The 14,555-nt window shown below is 66.0% G+C and carries 12 protein-coding genes; 1 reads left to right on the forward strand and 11 read right to left on the reverse strand.

The genetic code is table 11. The features are described from left to right. Nucleotides 1-143 precede the first annotated feature (143 nt). Together kdgK1 and rtcA are read right to left on the reverse strand one after the other, a co-directional pair. Nucleotides 144-1,097, reverse strand: a complete 954-nt coding sequence (gene kdgK1 / locus ALTAJ2_RS01320; protein WP_007108673.1) for a bifunctional 2-dehydro-3-deoxygluconokinase/2-dehydro-3-deoxygalactonokinase — start codon at nt 1,095-1,097, stop codon at nt 144-146. A 182-nt stretch (nt 1,098-1,279) separates the two neighbouring features. Continuing rightward, nucleotides 1,280-2,383, reverse strand: a complete 1,104-nt coding sequence (gene rtcA / locus ALTAJ2_RS01325) for an RNA 3'-terminal phosphate cyclase (RefSeq protein ID WP_007108672.1) — start codon at nt 2,381-2,383, stop codon at nt 1,280-1,282. Between the two features lie 111 nt (nt 2,384-2,494). On the opposite strand from rtcA, the gene ALTAJ2_RS19880 reads away from it, so the two are divergent. After that, complete coding sequence (locus tag ALTAJ2_RS19880) at nt 2,495-3,334, forward strand: hypothetical protein (protein WP_239647680.1); 840 nt, start codon at nt 2,495-2,497, stop codon at nt 3,332-3,334. A 239-nt stretch (nt 3,335-3,573) separates the two neighbouring features. Here the strand turns inward: ALTAJ2_RS19880 and mutL are convergent, their stop codons facing one another. The 9 genes from mutL to ALTAJ2_RS01380 form a co-directional block, all read right to left on the reverse strand. After that, complete coding sequence (gene mutL / locus ALTAJ2_RS01335) at nt 3,574-5,793, reverse strand: DNA mismatch repair endonuclease MutL (protein ID WP_007108670.1); 2,220 nt, start codon at nt 5,791-5,793, stop codon at nt 3,574-3,576. A gap of 108 nt (nt 5,794-5,901) precedes the next feature. Then, nucleotides 5,902-6,702: an SDR family NAD(P)-dependent oxidoreductase gene (locus ALTAJ2_RS01340; protein ID WP_049900034.1), complete on the reverse strand. Its 801-nt coding sequence runs from the start codon at nt 6,700-6,702 to the stop codon at nt 5,902-5,904. 829 nt (nt 6,703-7,531) lie between these two features. Continuing rightward, on the reverse strand, nt 7,532-10,225 hold the full coding sequence (mutS, locus tag ALTAJ2_RS01350) for a DNA mismatch repair protein MutS (protein ID WP_007108667.1): 2,694 nt from the start codon (nt 10,223-10,225) through the stop codon (nt 7,532-7,534). Nucleotides 10,226-10,503: 278 nt separating this feature from the next. After that, entirely contained in the window at nt 10,504-10,803 is a 300-nt protein-coding gene (locus ALTAJ2_RS01355; RefSeq protein WP_239647681.1) for a hypothetical protein, read from the reverse strand. 666 nt (nt 10,804-11,469) lie between these two features. Next, nucleotides 11,470-11,739: a hypothetical protein gene (locus ALTAJ2_RS01360; RefSeq protein ID WP_007110638.1), complete on the reverse strand. Its 270-nt coding sequence runs from the start codon at nt 11,737-11,739 to the stop codon at nt 11,470-11,472. Nucleotides 11,740-11,834: 95 nt separating this feature from the next. Then, nucleotides 11,835-12,065, reverse strand: a complete 231-nt coding sequence (locus ALTAJ2_RS01365) for a hypothetical protein (protein ID WP_007110637.1) — start codon at nt 12,063-12,065, stop codon at nt 11,835-11,837. A gap of 130 nt (nt 12,066-12,195) precedes the next feature. Next, nucleotides 12,196-12,441, reverse strand: coding sequence for a DUF7861 family protein (locus ALTAJ2_RS01370; RefSeq protein ID WP_007110636.1), 246 nt, complete (start codon nt 12,439-12,441; stop codon nt 12,196-12,198). A 78-nt stretch (nt 12,442-12,519) separates the two neighbouring features. Further along, the gene (locus ALTAJ2_RS01375; protein ID WP_007110635.1) at nt 12,520-13,338 is read right to left on the reverse strand and encodes a hypothetical protein; all 819 of its coding nucleotides are present in this window, start codon (nt 13,336-13,338) and stop codon (nt 12,520-12,522) included. Next, complete coding sequence (locus tag ALTAJ2_RS01380) at nt 13,335-14,447, reverse strand: ABC transporter ATP-binding protein (protein WP_007110634.1); 1,113 nt, start codon at nt 14,445-14,447, stop codon at nt 13,335-13,337. The genes ALTAJ2_RS01375 and ALTAJ2_RS01380 overlap by 4 nt, the downstream gene beginning before the upstream one ends. Nucleotides 14,448-14,555 lie beyond the last annotated feature (108 nt).

Genomic DNA, 14,555 nt, shown 5'->3' on the forward strand with positions numbered 1-14,555 from the left:
ATCCGTTACGGTCGTTGTGCGATGAATTCGAGCCCGACGGACGCGTTCGCCGCCGCCTCGAGCGGCGACGCCGATCAGGAGAGCAATCGGCACGGATACCGAACCCGGAGGTGCTGTCCTCGCCGTCGCACGGCCCGGACGACCTACCGCGAAATGTCCTCGCCCTGGTTTTTGACGACGGTTTCGACCTCCTCGGCGGTGACGAGCGCGACGTCGCCGGGGATCGTCCGCTTGAGCGACGCGGTCGCCGCGGCGTACTCGAGGGCGGTCGGCACGTCGTCGCCGTTGAGACGACGGGCGATGAACGCGCCGGCGAAGGCGTCGCCGGTGCCGATCGGATCCACGGTCTCGGTGTCGTAGGCGTCGTGGTCGTGGACGACGCTGTCGTGCCAGCCGACCGCCCCCTCGGAGCCGCGGGTGACGACGACGGTCGTGAAATCGTACTGCGAGCCGAGCTTGTGTGCCAACTGTCGCGGGTCGCCCTCGAACCCGAGAACCGTTCGCGCGTCGCGGGCGGCGATGACGAGGACGTCGATCCCCGGGAACAGCCGCGTCAGCGTTTCCTTGGCCTCGTCGGGTGACCAGAGCTTGCGCCGGTAGTTGAAGTCGAAGGCGGTCGTCGTCCCGCCTTTCCGAGCCGCTTTGAGCAGGTTGAGCGTCGTGTCTCGCAGCGTCGAGGAGAGCGCGGGCGTGATCCCGGTCGTAAAGAAGACCTGCGCGTCCCGGATCCGATCGAGATCGAACTCGCGAGCCTCCGCCGTCGAGACGGCGGTGTTCTCCCGGTCGTAGATCACGTTCGTCCCGCGGGGTTTGCCCGCGTGCTCGAGGTAGTACGTCCCTTGCCGGCCGCGGTGGCTCCAGACGACGTCGGTCTCGATCCCGTGACCACGGAGTTCGCCGACGACGCGCCGTCCGAGCGCCGTCTCGGGTACTTTCGACAGCCAGGTCGCCGAGACGCCCAGCCGACTCGCCGCGATGGCGACGTTGCTCTCGGCCCCGGCGGCGCGAACCTCGAACTCGTCCGCGTTCTCGAGTCGTTCGTCGCCCGGCGGCGACAGTCGGAGCATCGTCTCGCCGAAGGTGACGATATCACTCATCGGGGCCACCCCTGTACCGCGTCGGAACTACGACGGTTCGCGTCGCTCATATCTCAATAAGTGTGTGACTGTGGTATAAATGGTGTCGGTAGGTACCGTCTCCCGATTCCTCGCGAACCCGTCCGTCTCCGACGCCCGATCGACATCGCTGTCCGGGATCGGAACCGCACGCCAAGCGGGGACTACTTACAGCCCTCGGATGAGAGGACGACCGTCCCACCGTCGCGCTCGCGGTCGATCCCCGCGCCGAAGGACGCGAGGAGGTCACACCTCGTCGCGACGTGCTCCGTCACCACGGGTACGCGAATCCGACCGCCCGCGAGCGCGAGAAAGACGAGCAACTGGTCGGCCATGTGTCGGTCGACCGGTGCCGCCCCCTCGAGGAACCGGTGGGCGGCGTCCGCCGCGGCTTCGCCGACGCGCTCGGCTGGTTTCCCGCGCTCGCCGAGGGCGGAGAAGCCGGCGATGCCGGTTCCGTGGTCGACTCGGAGGACCAAGGCAGAGCCGGGCGACGGGCTCGTCACGGTCGTCTCGTGGCGCTCCGTCACCCCGAGCCCCGGCACCCCGTCCAGTCGCTCGAGTGCCCCCTCGGCCTGCCGATGCGCCACGTCGCGATCGGCCAGCGACGCCGATTCGGTCGAGTAGAGTCGGAGCCCCTGAAGCGCTCCCCGCCCGGCGAGGTTGATCCGCTCGAGGCGCGAGGGGGCGAGCCGAAGCGTGACCTCGCCACCGCCGTCGGGATAGAACCCACGACGATCGACTTCGCAGGTCGCCTCGAGACCGAACCGGCGGAGCAACGGGAGTGTGACGGTCCGGAGGTAGTCCAGCGGCGGCGACCACGCCACGTCGGTCCCGCCGGTGGCCGTCACCGACAGCGGGGACTCGAGGATCGTCGCCAGCGGCAGGAGGGCGTTGCACAGCAACGTTGTGCTGCCGGCAGTCCCGATGTCGACGGCGTAGCTGCCGCCCTCGAGTCGGCCGGTTCCCGGCCGACCGGCGGACGCGAGTCCCGGATCGAACTCGATCGTCTCCGAGCCGAGTTCGTCGCCCGAGACGTCGGCGTCGCAGAGTTCGACCATCGTCTCGAGGACCGCCAGATGCTGGTGGCGGAGCCCGGGCGTCGAACGGTCGCCGCGGACGTTCTCGATACGAACCGGCTCGTTCTCGAGGACCGCCAAGCCGAGCGCGGTCCGCAGGAACTGGCCGCCGGCACTCGAGCCGTCTATCTCTCGAACGGACATGAAAGAGATGAGGGTATCGACGAGTGTAGCAGTGGCGATACGCATGGGAAACCCGGCGATTCGGATCGGAAATATATGGAACTATTATGTACAGTTTCAATATCTGAATGACTCTATAATCTATATCTCTTCCCTCCTATCATTAATGCATGCAGTATGGGAGATAAAGACACCAACAGCAAGCGGAGAGACATACTGAAAGGGATCGGCATAGCAGGCAGTGTCGGTTTCATCGGACTGGGCTCCGTACAGGCACGAACCCGGGACGAATCGGTGTCAGCGGAGACCGCCTCGGAAATCCTGCGACGCGAGGTGTCGAAAGCGGCACTGGAAGCGGCCGGTATCACTCCGCCGAACCCGTCGGAGGCAAAGAGAGTCGACGTCTCGGGGCCGAAAAATAACACGGAACGATGGATCGCGATCCCGGCTGCCGAGGGCACCACGTTTAGTTACAACGAGAATGAAAACATCGCCGAAGTGCAGCGTGACTCGGAATCGTTCGTCCGAGCGACGGCTCGTGACGGTGACATCATCGTCGAAGACGTCAAACTGGGCGACGAAGTCACTAATAGAGCCCTTCGGATACTACAATCGAGCGACGAGTTCGACCAGGCGCTCGACAACGCCGATGTCGACGATGTGATGACCGACAAGGTCGCCGCTAACTTCGACCGCGAATCGGGGATCACCCGGGCGTTCGTTCCGACGACGCTCGAGAACGGAGAGACCCTCATGCTGATGGCTGAGATCGACGAAAACGAGAGCCTGAAGTCGGTCTACGGACTCCCCTCCTCGTCGTCGGGAATCAGCACACAAGATGACGATGACATCGAATGTTGGATCGGCTGTATCTCGTTCGGCATTACGTGTGCGAACGTGTGTACACCGTGTGCCTCGGCTCCGACGATCCCGACCTGTGCGCCGTGTGCCGTCTGTGTCGGCGCGACCGCTGCAGCGGCCTGTGCACGTGAGTGTGATATCCCCAAGTTCTGGTAGCTACTGGACCTCCCGTTCCAACTGAACCGGCTTCGCATCCCGATCGCACAGCAGTTGTGCGATCAGGCGTGCGATGATGTCGGTGGCTACCGGAGGGGATCCCCAGCCAGCGGTCGCGGACCCGAACCCATACCGCTGTACGGGGTTTCGCATCGAACGAAACGCGACTCCGAACTCGAGTCCGCTACCCCCTGCCGCGTCGAGTGATGGATGTCACCACCCCCGCTCATTGAGCTCCATCATCCCTGATGACCGGGGTAATCCCGTTCGAATCGCTCCTCGAGTTCGCGGTCGTCGAACCGGACGAGTACCGGTCGTCCGTGCGGGCAGGAATAGGGATTCTCGCAGTCGTCTAATGCGTCCAAGAGGTCGACGACCGACCCCTCCGTCAGTGACGTGTTCCCGGTGAGCGACGGATAGCAGGCCAGATCGCCGAGGAACTCGTCGGCCATCGCGTCGACCGTCTCGGCACCGGCCTCGCGGTCGCCGTCGACGAACGAGGCGAGTACGTCCCGCAACCGTTCGGGCTCGAGCGTCTCCGCGAGCACTGCGGGGACGGTCGTCACGGCGACCGTCCGATCGTCGACCCGGTCGGCGTAGAAGCCCAGCCGCGAGAGCGCCTCGCTGTAGTGTTCGAACGCCTCCGCCTCGGCCGCGGTCAACTCGAGTTCGACCGGCTCGGCGAGCGCCTGCGCGGTCGGGTCGTCCGCGAACGCGGCCTGCAGGCGTTCGTAGTTGACCCGCTCGTCGGCGGCGTGCTGGTCGATCAGGACGAGGCCGTCGGGAGCCTCACAGACCAGATAGGTGTCGCGGAGTTGGCCGAGCACTCGCAGGGTGGGCAGCGAGTCGAACGCGGTCTCCTCGCCCGTCGCGGTTTCGCCGGTCAGCGTCCGCTGGTCGGTCGCAACGTCGAACTTGCGCGCGGTACTCGAATCGCGACTCTGGTCTCGATCCCCGGTCAACTCGGCGTTTCGCTCCGACTCGGCCCGACTTGAACCATCTCCCGTTCCGCTCGGCTCGGCCGCAACGTCGCCGACCGTCTCCGATCCCGGCTCGGCGCTTGCCGCCGTCGCGTTCGTCGATGGGGCGTCCGTGTGACTCGAGGCAGCGTGCGGGTCCGCGGAGCGCCCGTCGCCGGGACCGTCCGAGTCGCTCGAGTGGGTCCCGGACCCTGCGGTCGCGGACTCACCGGACGGTAGCTGGGCGTCCGGGTCTGCCTCCCCGTCCGAGGCTGCCGGTTCGGTTCCGCTGTCGGTCGCTTCCGTGGCGGTCGACGCCGCCTCGAGACCGGTTTCGAGGGTCGCGGATTCACCGCCGGGATTCCCGGACGCCGTATCCGCGGTCCCGCGATTACCGGGATCGACTCGCGTCTCGCCCGGTGCCGACCGACCGCGGGGGGCGCGGGATCGAAGGAGACCGTGCTCGAGCAGGGCGCTCTCGACCGCCGCGTCGACCTGCCGGCGGACCGCGTCGTCGTCGTCGAAGCGGACCTCCCGCTTGCGCGGGTGGACGTTCACGTCGACCGCGTCGCCGGGCACCGCGAGAAAGAGGGTGACGAACGGGTAGCGGTCGCCGCCCAGTTGCGTGCCGTAGGCTCCCATGATCCCCTCGCGGACGGCGTCGGCGGTCACGGCGCGACCGTTGACGTACGTCGCGAGGTAGTCACGACTCGAGCGGTTCGTTTCGGGGTGGGAAACGAGGCCGGAAACGGACTCGAGGGGGCCCGGCGGGAGGTCGTCACCGTCGGCCTCGACGGGGATCATGGCCGAGGCGACTTCGCGACCGTAGACCGCCAGCACGGCGGCCTGTCGGTCGCCCTGGCCCGTCGTCGAAAACACCTCGCGACCGTCGTGGGTCAGCGTGACCGCCACGTCCGGGTTCGCGAGGGCGTACCGCGTGACGACGCGGTTGACGTGGGAAAACTCCGTCGCGGTCGTCTTGAGGAACTTCCGGCGGGCCGGCGTGTTGTAAAACAGGTCCTCGATTTCGACCGTCGTCCCCTCGGGACAGCCCGTCGGCTCGACGCTGGTCACGTCGCCGCCCTCGTAGACGAGTTCCGTCCCCGCGCCGTTCCCGCCGCGGGGCCGCGAGCGAACGGTCATGCGCGACACCGAGCCGATCGTGTGCAACGCCTCGCCGCGGAAGCCGAGCGTGGCGACGCCGGACTCCAAGTCCTCGAGTCCGTCGATCTTGCTGGTCGTGTGCTCGCGGACGGCCGTCCGGAGGGCGGCCTCGCTCATCCCGTGGCCGTCGTCGACGACCCGGATCAGTTCGGTGCCGCCCTCCTCGACGGTGACGTCGACGCTCGAGGCGTCGGCGTCTAAGCTGTTCTCGACGAGTTCCTTCACCGCGCTTGCGGGCCGCTCGACGACCTCACCGGCGGCGATGCGGGCGACGGTGTCTTCGTCTAATTCGTGGATCTCGGTCGCGTCCTGCGGGGGGGTGTGCTCGTCACTCATGATGGGTCGGCGTCGGCACGGGGATCACCCCGACGCGCCTGCTGTGTCGGCTACAGGTACAGACGGCGTGTGGTTAGGTCTTACGTCCTGGGCAGTCCCGTCCGGTCGTCAGTCCTCGAGACCGAGGTCCTGTGACATCGAGTTGCCGGCGCGGGGAACGCCTTTCACCGTCACCGTCTCGCCGGTCACGAAGGAGGCGGCCGGGCTGGCGAGAAACTGGACGACATCGGCGATCTCCTCGCCGTAGCCGATGCGGCGATCGGCCTCTTCGCGGGGCGGCATGGCCTCGCTGTCGATGCCGAGCGTGTCGGCGACGCCGGGCGTCTGGATCAGGCCGGGTGCGATGCAGTTGACGCGGATGCCGTGCTCGGCCCACTCCGTGGCGAGGGTCTCGGTCAGGCTGATGATCGCGGCCTTCGACGCGCCGTAGTGGCTCTCGCCGGGCGCGGCGTGCTGGCCGTTTACGCTCGAGAGGTTGATGATGACGCCGCCCGACCCCTCGCGCATGACCTCGCCGGCGAGTTGCGTACAGTGGACGGTGCTGTTGAGGTTGAGGTCGACGATGGTCTTCCAGCCGTTGGCCGAGATGTCCTCGAACGGCGCGACGAACTCGCCACCGGCGTTGTTCACCAGGATGTCGACGTCGCCGAACTCGTCGACGGTGTCGTCGACGAGAGCCTGGACCTGGTCGCGCTCGCGGACGTTACACTCGACGGCGATGGCCTCGCCAGCGTCCGCGGCCTCGTTGATTCCCTCGGCGACCGGTCCCACGCGGTCCATCGACCGGGAGCAGATCGCCACGTTCGCGCCGCTCGCTGCGAGCGTTTCCGCGATGGCTCGGCCGATTCCCTGACTCGCACCGGTGACGATCGCGGTCCGCCCCACCACGTCGAAGTCTGGCTCATGCATCGTGCTAACGGGTGTCCTAGAATCTCAAAATTCTACCGATGGTGAACAGTTGCCGTACTCGACCAGCACCACCTAGAGGCGACACTCGAGCCCGACGGATGGGAGCAGCCAGCTCGAGTCGCGGGTACCCGGGCAGTGACGGCGTCGTCCGGTCCTGTCCGTGGTGTTGAGCCCAGTCCGCGGACGGTGAAAGGTCTAAGGGCACGCCGATAGTCGATACCCCCGTCGAGTTCGGAGACGGAGTGTTCCATCACCATGCACAACTACACCGTCGACGTCCCCGAGAGGGGAGAACGAGGGATTCGAATCGAATGTACCGACCACGGTGAATGGGAGGAGTTTCAGCCCGGATACCGGACGGTCGCCTTTTATTGCGAGGGCTGCGGGCTCGAGCTCGAAGTCGATCTCCGCAATTGTTACGACTGGCGCGATTTTGGCGAACTGTGCTAACGTCCCGTTGGTGGCTGTGGAGCGAGCCCGATCGCCGAGTCACGCCACAGGACTGAGCCGCGGTTCGCCGACGGAACCTCCCGGTTCGATTCCGCACCTCGCGAGCGCCGTCCCGAAGACCCGCGCGGCCCGAGCGGAACGACGAGTCAAGCGGAGAGGGAGCAACGGGGGCCGCTGCCGAGTCCGCTCTCGGGGCGGACGGAGCCCGCGGCCGACGCACCGAAACCGCAGGCCGACGCGGGGACAGGGCGGCCGGAGCTTCCGGCGGCAGCAGTCAGCGTTCACCGGAAACGTGGTGTGTCACTAGGTAGCTAAGGAGTCGGGAGGATATTGACTCGCACTTCGGCGAGTTCGAACGTCCCACCGCCCTCGCATGTCGTCACTCCTCGAGTCGCTCCTGGAGGTCCTGGACCGTCGAGACGAGTTCGATCGGCGGCGTCGTGTTCACGTCGAGCGACTCGAGATCCTCGAGCACGGCTTCGGTTTCGGGGTCGATCGAGCGCGTCTCGGACTCGGCCTCCGTCGGGCCGCCGTCGGTCGACGCCGTCTGAGACGGGGCCTGTCCCTGGGCCGCCGGTTGCGTCCGCATCGTTCCGCTGCCCAGATCGAACGTGGCCTGGACGGGTTCGCTCGAGCCGCCGCCCTTCGCCTCGATGGCTTTTTCCTCGCGGAGCCGTTCCAGGACGTCCCTCGAGCGGTCGACGACGGGATCGGGAACGCCGGCGAGGTCGGCGACGTGAATCCCGTAGCTGCGATCCGTCGGGCCGTCGCGAACGGTCCGGAGGAAGGTGACTTCGCCGTCGCGCTCGTCCGCGGCGACGTGGACGTTGGCCACGCGCGGGAGGGTGTCGGCGAGCCCGGTCAGCTCGTGGTAGTGAGTAGCAAAGAGTGTCTTGGCCTTGACCTCGTTGTGGAGGTACTCGGTCGCAGCCCAGGCGATCGAAATGCCGTCGTAGGTCGCCGTCCCGCGGCCGACCTCGTCCAAAATGACCAGCGACTCCTCGGTCGCGGTATGGAGGATGTTCGAGAGTTCGCTCATCTCGACCATAAACGTCGAGCGACCCTGTGCGAGTTCGTCCAACGCGCCGACGCGGGTGAAGATGCCATCGACCAGCCCGATCTCGGCCGCCTCCGCAGGGACGAAGCTGCCGACCTGAGCCAGAAGGACGATACAGGCGACCTGGCGCATATAGGTCGACTTCCCGGACATGTTGGGCCCGGTAACCACGAGGAAGCCGCGATCCTCGTCCAGCCGCACGTCGTTGGGAACGAACTCCGTCGTCTGCTCGACGACCGGGTGTCGACCCTGTTCGATCTCGAGCCGGTCGCCTCGATGGAGGTCGGGCTGTACCCAGCGGTTCTCGGCGGCGTGTGTCGCCAGACTCGCGAGCGCGTCGACCGTCGCCAGCGCCCGGCCGACGTCTTGCAACAGTTCGGCCTGCGCGGCGACTTCCTCGCGGAGGTCCGCGAAGAGCTCGTACTCGAGGTCACCGCGCCGGTCCTCGAGTCGGAGGATTTCGCGTTCCTTCTCCTCGAGTTCGTCGGTGGTAAAGCGCTTCGAGTTCTTCAGCGTCTTGATCTCTTCGTAGTGGTCGGGGACGCCGTCGGCGGCGGATTTGCCGACCTGAATGTAGTAGCCGTCGGTCTTGTTCCGGTCGACCGTGACGTGTGAGAGTCCGTACTGGCGCTTCTCGCGGTCGGCGAGCGTGTCGAGCCACTCCGTGATCGCCTCGTGGCGCTCGATCACCTCGTCGAGTTCGTCGTCGTACCCCCGCTGGAGGAGCTCCCCCTGCGTCACCGTCGATGGCGGGTCCTCGGCGATGGCGTCCGCGAGCGTGTCCCGGAGTTGCCGGGCGGCATCCCGATCCGGTCGGTCGACGATCTCGGAGAGCGGCGAGTCGGCCAGATCCGGGTTCGACTCGATCGAGTCGGCCAGCGCGGGCAGCACTGCCAGCGTCTCCCGGACCGCGAGGAGGTCCCGCGCGTCGGCGCTGCCGTGGGTCGCCTTCGAGGCGAGGCGAGCCAGATCGTAGGCCTCGCCGAGCGTCTCCTGGATCTCGTCGCGGGCGAGCGCTGCCGTCGAGAGCGCGGCCACGCTCTCCTGACGGTCCTCGAGCGTCGCGATCGAGCGCCGCGGGCGCTGGAGCCACTCCTTCAACAGGCGGCCGCCGGCGCTGGTCTCGGTGTGATCGATCGTCGCGAACAGCGAGCCGTCGCGCTTGCCTTGCATCGTCTCGGTCAACTCGAGGTTGCGCTGGGTGGTCGCATCGAGCGTGACGTGGTCGTCGCCGTGGTGGGCCTGAATGCGGGTCATCGAGGCGAGGACGCCCGCACCGGTCTCCGCGACGTACGAGAGGATCGCGCCGGCCGCCGCGATGGTCGGCTCGCCGACCGAGAGCCGGTCGACGGTCTCGGTGCCGAACTGCTCGCAAACCGTGTGGGCCGCCCGCTTGGGCGCGAACGACTCGGTCTCGTGGAGGGTCAGGGTGGCTTCGATACGCTCGCGGACGGTCGTCAGCAGTTCGTCGTCGGTTCGCACGGCCGGTCCCGGCAGGACCTCGACCGGATCGAACCGATAGAGTTCCGTCAGCGCGTCGTCGGCGTCGTCGGCGTCCGCAACGAGGAATCGGCCCGTCGTCACGTCGGCGACGGCGAGTCCGTACCCGGATTCACCGCCGCTCGAGCCACCGGTGTTCCCGCCGTCGACGACCGCCGCGAGGTACTGTGCGTCGGCGTCGCTGGTCTCGAGAAGCGTCCCGGGGGTCACGACGCGGACGATCTCCCGCGCGTGGCCGGACTCGGTCTCGTACTGGTCGGCGACGGCGACGCGATAGCCCCGCTCGACGAGGGCCTTGAGATAGGGCGTCAGGTCGTCGAGCGGCACGCCGGCCATGGGATAGGACGAGCCGTGAGAGGACTTCTGTGACACCTTGAGGTCGAGTTCCTCGCTGACGAGTTCGGCGTCCGCGCCGAAGAACTCGTAGAAGTCGCCACACTGCATCGCCAGTAAATCGGCGTCGGTGCCCTCTTTGAGGGAGAAAAACTCTCCGACGATCCCCGTCGCCTCGGTCATACTCGGTGACTGTCGTTCCACCGCAAAAACCCTGCGGGATCCGCGGTGAAAGCGGTCGGGCGGCGACGGGAACGGGGGCGGACGCCGATCCGTTACGAGACCACGATTACTCTGTTGGTCGCGTCAAAAACGGCTTCGAAGAACGGTGTCGACTACTCTCTGAGGCCGCTGATGAAGGTATTCGCTCGAGTCCGGACAGCGGACAGCACTCCCGGTCCCTTATGCCCTCGCTCCGGTTCGAGCTCGCGGTCGGTCTTCGGTGAGCGGCCCATGGTTATCTATCCCTTTCTTCTCGCCACCGATAAAACTGCGGCAATCCCGAGGACGAGGAGCGTCGTGAACAGCGTCGGATAGAGGAACTCGTCCGGACTCCCGTCCAGCGTTAAAACGGCCGAGAGCAGGAGGCAAAGTACGCCCGCGACCAACGAGAAAAGCGTCGTGTGTAACCCGACGACGTTCGTCTGATTCGTCTCCCGCATCGATTCGGTCCACTCGTCGTATTCGTTCAGTTGAAAACGGAGCCACTCACGCTCCGTGTATCCGCCCGCAACAACGTCTTTCCGGTGGTCACTACTCACGCCGAAACTCGGATCTGACACGGAATACGTCCAGATACCGGCCACGATCGAAGCGAGCAAAAACACGACGCCACTGGTCGCTAATCTGAACGGCCACGTTCCGATCTCCTCGGTCGTTATCGAGTCACCGCTGATCTGAATCGCAGAGATAACGAGGCCGTTGACATCCTCCTCCGGGTAAACGCGGAGGAATCCCGAGCGGTAGGAGTTTCAGGTTCGCAGTCCAGTCACCGGACTCCCAGTTCTTTCGGGCACGGGTAGTCCTACACATCGAACTGGTGGACTGCTGGCGGTGCCAAACCGCCGTTACCCCTCTCCTCGACCGTGTGTGGTGTCCCGGTGTTGTTTTTGCCAGCGGGACGCCGGCAGGTGTCAGCAGAGTCGGGGGTATCGTGGTGCTCGCTTTGAACAGTCAGCACAGACACACTCTTCTGGAATGTGCGTTCACCGACTGCCGTTCCGGATATTGCCTCGTTTCGTGGGCGGACAGGCCGCCTCCGAAGGACGGTTCGGAATCCGATCCGTTCCGACCGATTCCTCCTCTACAGTCGGTCGCCTGCCACTTAACCAGCACCATGGGAAACTCGGGGTGGCGTTTGAACGGTGAGTTGTTACGACAAGTGACGGCTCGTATCCACGCCGTGAACGGCGTGGTATTGCGCCTGTTCAGCCTATAAAGAGAACCGCAGTTCGGACCGTCCGCATAGTCTTACCATCGATGTCACCCAGCAGCGATATCTGTTCCTCGAGTACCTCACGGGACTCTTTTCGAACTATCTCGAGCGCTTCGATATCGACTTTCTCGGCCGGGGTTTGCCGTTCGTTCGGTTCAGAACCGTTGGAACTCGCTGTCGATCCAGAACCGTCGATGGAGCGACTATCGTTGCCAGATTCGGACTTCGATTTCGAATCGGAGTCCGATTCGTTCTGGCCCATTAGTCATCCGAACGACAGGACAGGTACTATAAAGATGTTCTTACTTTCGTCCGGACGTGGACTAATCGTCCGAATTCCGACCGCGATGTCCGAATTCAGTATACCACCCCACCAAGCGGCACGTCCTCGTCGGGCGAGACCAACACGGGATACCCCTCCTCGCTGGGAACCCCGACAGTCAGCGCCTCCGATTCGAACCCCGCGATCCGCACGGAGCCGAGGTCGATCCACAGTTTGGTCATCTTCGGCTTCTCGGCCTCGGGGAACGGTTCGGCCTCGAGTATTTCGCCCACCTCGATCTCGACGTCGAACGGGCTCTCGACCATGCCACGCGGTCCCGTCGCCACCGAAAACTATAGTAGCAACTGAAACGATTTACACACTGATCGCAACGCCGTCGTGCGATCAGGTGCACAATGACTTTCAGTTGCTACTAGAGGTGTCGATCCGCGGCCGTCAGCCGCCGTGCGTTCGGTACCAGACGCGGGCACCGATCGGCGACTCGTCGGCCGCGAGATCGAGTCGCCGGAGGACGAGGTCCCGGATCGCGACCGTCACGACGAGTTCGACCGACTCGCCGTCCGCGGTCGTCACCGCGAAGACGGCGTGGCCGTCCCGTTGGTCGACGGCGTCGATCGTCCCGACGGACCACTGCTCGAGGTCGTGGGTTGGTTTCCGCGCGTGGATCCTGTCGTGGGCCATACGAGACCGAACGAGGCCCGAACGGGAGAGCGTGGCGGGTCCGTGGTTCCGGGGCGATCGTCGACGACGGGGAACGGGTCAGTAGTCACCGAGGACGCCGAGCCGGCGCGCCCGGCGAGTGGCATACTGGAAGACCGCATAGCCGAGCACGACGTAGCCGACGGCGACCCCGACGAGGACCGCGAGATCGGCCGCCGGGAACTCCCAGAGGCGGACATTATCGATCATCGTCCGCTGGAGGAGCGCGCTGCCCTGGGCGAGCGGGAAGAACCGCAGCCAGCCGAGGCCGAACGCGGGCGCGGAGATCAGCACGATAAAGCCGAACTGGAGCAGGTTGAGCCAGTTGCCGACCCGCTTGTAGAGGACGGTTACGCCGCCGGCGGCCAGTCCGAGGCCGAGTACCGAGACGATACTGAGCGTCGCGACGACGACGATCGTGACGACGTTCAACTCGAGGCTCCGTCCGGTGATGAGCAGCATTACCGCGAGCAGCACCGACGAGGTGACGAACGAGCGGACGATCTTGGCGAGACCCTTCAACAGCGCGACGGGGGCGAAGCCGAAGGGCGACATCACGTGGCGCTCGAGGGTTCCCCACTGGACCTCGCTCCCGATGTCGTTCGCGATCGAGGAGTACGCCCCGACCGAGAGCGACCACAGGAAATAGCCGACGATAATTCCCTCGATGGAGTCGGTCAGCGCCTGCCCGGCGATCGCCCGGCCGCCGTAGAACAGCAGCCCGAAGAAAAACACCGAGGCGATGAGCCCGCCGATGGCGTTCGCGGGATAGCGAACGAAAATCAGGTACTCGCGGTAGAGGACGGCCCGCGCGAGGTGCCGGTAGCCGGCCGGTCGCGGTGCTTCGGTCGCGTCCGGCCGACCCGCGTCCGCGGTCATCGGTCACCCCGGTCACCGCTCGTCAGTTCGACGAAGACGTCCTCGAGGTCGGGCTCGACCGTCCGGACGCGCTCGAGCGTCACGCCGGCGTCGCGGAGCGTCGCCAGCAGCTCGTAGAGGCCGTCGCTGTCGGTCACGACCTCGATCCGGTGGCCGGCGTCGCGTCGCTCGGCCTTGATCGCATCGAAACGCCATCGCAGCCGCGAGACGAGCGCGGCGTCGATGTCGGCGCTCGTGATCCGAACGCAGTGGCGGTCCGTGTCGGAAAGCAAGGCGTCGACGGTGTCGTCCGCGATGATCTCCCCGTCGGACATGATGAGGACGCGGTCACAAACCGTCTCGACGACGTCCATGTCGTGGCTGCTGAGGACGACCGTGAGGTTCTCCTCTTCGGCGAGGCGTCGCAGTTCCCGCTGGAGCGTCCGGGAACTCTCGATATCCAACCCGAGCGTGGGTTCGTCGAGGAAGACGACCTCGGCACCCCCGGCGAGGACGCTCGCCAGCGACACCTTCTGTTTCATCCCCCGGGAGAGATCGCGGACCGGAACGTCCGCCTTCGCCTCGAGATCGAGCTGGGCCAGCAGCCGGTCGTGGCGGTCGCGGACCGAGTTCGGGTCGACGCCGCTGATCGTGGCGAAGTACCGCAGGTTCTCCCGGACGGTCAGCCGCCAGTAGTCGTTGCGCGCCCCCTCGAGCATCGCGTCGACGGCGCTGTAAGCCGCCCGCGGTCGCTCCCGGAGGTCGATGCCGCGGATCCGGACGCTGCCCGCGTCCGGCAGGACCGTCCCGAGGATCGACTTGATAAGCGTCGTCTTGCCGGCACCGTTCGGCCCCAGCAGGCCCACGATCGAGCCGGTCCCGATATCGAAACCGACGTCGTCGACCGCGGTGACTGCCGTCTCGCCGTCGCCGAACCGCTTTGACAGCCCGGTGACGGAGACGGCGACGTCGCGGTCATCCGTCGCCGACGGCTCGACGCTGTCCGGGCGCGTCTCGACCTCCCGATCGGCCCCCACCGCGTCGTCGCCGGGAGCCGCGCCGGCTTCCTCACCGAACGTGGCCGCGGCATCCGTTCCGTTCGTCGTCCCGCTGTTTTCTCGCGGCGTCACAGTGCTGTTTTAAGTCGCCGAGCTACAAAAACGCGCGGCCGCTCCCGTGTTCGGGCTCGAGAGGAGTTCCTGCGTCCGTAGTCCGGGATATATTACGCTGCCCGTGGG

Source organism: Natrinema altunense (assembly GCF_000731985.1).
Taxonomy (GTDB): domain Archaea; phylum Halobacteriota; class Halobacteria; order Halobacteriales; family Natrialbaceae; genus Natrinema; species Natrinema altunense.